At 44.0% G+C, this 1,781-nt stretch carries 3 protein-coding genes; 1 reads left to right on the top strand and 2 read right to left on the bottom strand.

Annotated elements, in window-relative coordinates; genetic code table 11:
- A partial coding sequence (locus BACCELL_RS21635; RefSeq protein ID WP_007214218.1) for a Nif3-like dinuclear metal center hexameric protein occupies positions 1 to 359 on the bottom strand: 359 nt, incomplete at its 3' end.
- Between the two features lie 107 nt (positions 360 to 466).
- Here BACCELL_RS21635 and BACCELL_RS21630 point away from each other — a divergent pair.
- Positions 467 to 874: a DUF4891 domain-containing protein gene (locus BACCELL_RS21630; protein ID WP_007214216.1), complete on the top strand. Its 408-nt coding sequence runs from the start codon at positions 467 to 469 to the stop codon at positions 872 to 874.
- Here BACCELL_RS21630 and BACCELL_RS21625 read toward each other — a convergent pair.
- Positions 871 to 1,680, bottom strand: a complete 810-nt coding sequence (locus BACCELL_RS21625; protein ID WP_007214215.1) for an ABC transporter permease — start codon at positions 1,678 to 1,680, stop codon at positions 871 to 873. The genes BACCELL_RS21630 and BACCELL_RS21625 overlap by 4 nt on opposite strands.
- Positions 1,681 to 1,781 lie beyond the last annotated feature (101 nt).

Below are 1,781 nucleotides of genomic sequence, written 5' to 3'. Positions count from 1 at the left end.
CTCAATCCTATTTTCTCGGCAATCTTGAAGTTCACCCCTCCCGGAGCATTGTCCAGGTTGGTATGTGCCGAGTAGATCACGATATCATTCTTGATTGCTTTCATGATACAATGCTCTACATAGTCCCTACCCGTGATGGATTTATATCCTTTGAATATCAGCGGATGATGGGATATGACAAGATTGTACCCTAACGCAATCGCTTCGTCCAGCACGGCCTCGGTGACGTCAAGACACAACAAAGCCCCTGTTGCTTCCGCTTCTGTCAATCCGATTTGCAGGCCGGCATTATCAAATCCGTCTTGCAATGGCAGAGGCGCGAACCGTTCAAGGGCGCTTACTATCTCCTTAATTCTCATTATGTGAATAGAAAATTTCGGTGCAAATATAGTAAAAATGCACTGAATAACTGTTTGTTTTACTCTTTTTTTATATATTTGTTCGGATAATTGTAAAACTCTATACCATGAAAGTATTACTTTTCTCGTTTTTCACTTTATTATGCATTCTTTTCTCGTGCCAACCCTCACCCAAAGCCCAGGATGGCGGTGAAGAGGATGCACAAGAGGAATTTGTGGATACTACTCCGAAGGCTACAGCCATCTTCTGGATAGATAAACATAAGGAAATGCCCGGACAACCGTCAAAGAGGCCGGGTGCGGTACGTACGGTGAAAGCCAAAGTCAATATCCATTTGGCAGGGCGTATAGAAGTACTTTCGTATGTGAAACCGCAGAAAGGATATATAAAAAGTTATATAAATCGCCGTCTTGAGACGTTCCGGGTAAGGAAAGTGTTGATGGACAGTGCTTATATAAAACCCGGCGTACAGTATGTGCAGTTGCGTTATACTCCTGAAAAAGTAGAGCATTAACGGTTTTTCTTCTTTTCCTTTTTCTCTACCATTACCTGCAATAGTTTTCCGTTGGCATCGAACGACTTACGCGATGCCAGCGAGATGGTAATCATCAGCGAAAGCATGGATGCCGTGAAGGTTATCACCATAATCATCATCTGATATTTGATGGCAACATTCGGGCTACTACCTCCCAGGATTTGTCCGATCATTGTGCCGGGCAGTGCCACCAGGCCCATAACGGCAATATTGGCAATCAACGGACTAAAAGACTTAATGATAGCCTGTTTGATAAAAGGCGCCTGTGCTTCCGCCCTTGTGGCACCATTGCCAAGCAGATAGCGATACAATTGCTGTTCCCGTTTCAATCCGCTGTAATAAGCATTCAGCGCAACGACATTGCTGGATAGCATGTTTCCCATCAGGATACCGAATATCGGAATAAAATACTGGGCACTGAACACATTCTCCAACCGTAATACAATGGCAATGAAGTACATGCCGATGCAGACAACACTGAATAAGAAACCTATGGAGATAGGAATAAACAGTATTTTCCGTTTCAATTGGGTGCGTGCCAGGGCGGTTTGTGCGGCGACGAATATCATAATAATCACCCACAGAAAGTTGATCCACGGGTTATTCCACAGAAACAAGTATTTCAGGTAGATACCGATAAAGAAAAGTTGTACAATCATCCGTGCGATACCAATCACGGTAACCCACAATAGCCCTGTCTTGAACTTCCACAAGTAGAACAGCGGAATGAGCAACAGCAACAATCCGATGGCTAAACTGGTATATGATATGTCGATAGTTCCCACTTTATTAATCTCTTAGTTATAGCGTTATCATCTGGTTGCATCCTTGCGCAAATCCCTGGTCGTGAGAGACGGCGAGAATGGCACTTCCCTCCCTCATTCGT

This window comes from Bacteroides cellulosilyticus DSM 14838 (genome assembly GCF_000158035.1).
Lineage (GTDB): Bacteria > Bacteroidota > Bacteroidia > Bacteroidales > Bacteroidaceae > Bacteroides > Bacteroides cellulosilyticus.
This window is presented reverse-complemented; position numbering and strand designations above follow the sequence as displayed.